The following is a 352-nucleotide window of genomic DNA, read 5'->3' on the forward strand; positions in this document are numbered from 1 at the left end:
CGGCGTCCGCGATGTCCGGATGCGACAAGAGGACAGCTTCAAGTTCGGCGGGGGGCACCTGGTAGCCCTTGTACTTGATGAGTTCCTTGAGTCGATCGACTATCGAGACGTTACCGTCGGCGTCGACTGTTGCGATGTCGCCCGTGTGCAGAAATTCGTCGCTGTCAAGTGTTTCGGCCGTTGCAGCGGGATCGCCGAGGTATCCGAGCATGACGTTCGGGCCTTTGCACAACAGCTCTCCAGGAGCTGATACCCCGCTTTGCGTGGGGTATTCGACTTCGCGACCGGTTGCCGGTTGGACAATCTTGCACACCATGTTTGGAATCGTCACGCCAACTGAATCCAAGGGTAT

At 57.7% G+C, this 352-nt stretch carries 1 pseudogene; it reads right to left on the reverse strand.

The features are described 5' to 3' along the window. Positions 1-316 (reverse strand): annotated as a pseudogene (locus CVH10_RS18505) (AMP-binding protein); the annotation flags it as partial. Positions 317-352 lie beyond the last annotated feature (36 nt).

This window comes from Halomonas sp. ND22Bw (genome assembly GCF_003011945.1).
Lineage (GTDB): Bacteria > Pseudomonadota > Gammaproteobacteria > Pseudomonadales > Halomonadaceae > Halomonas > Halomonas halophila.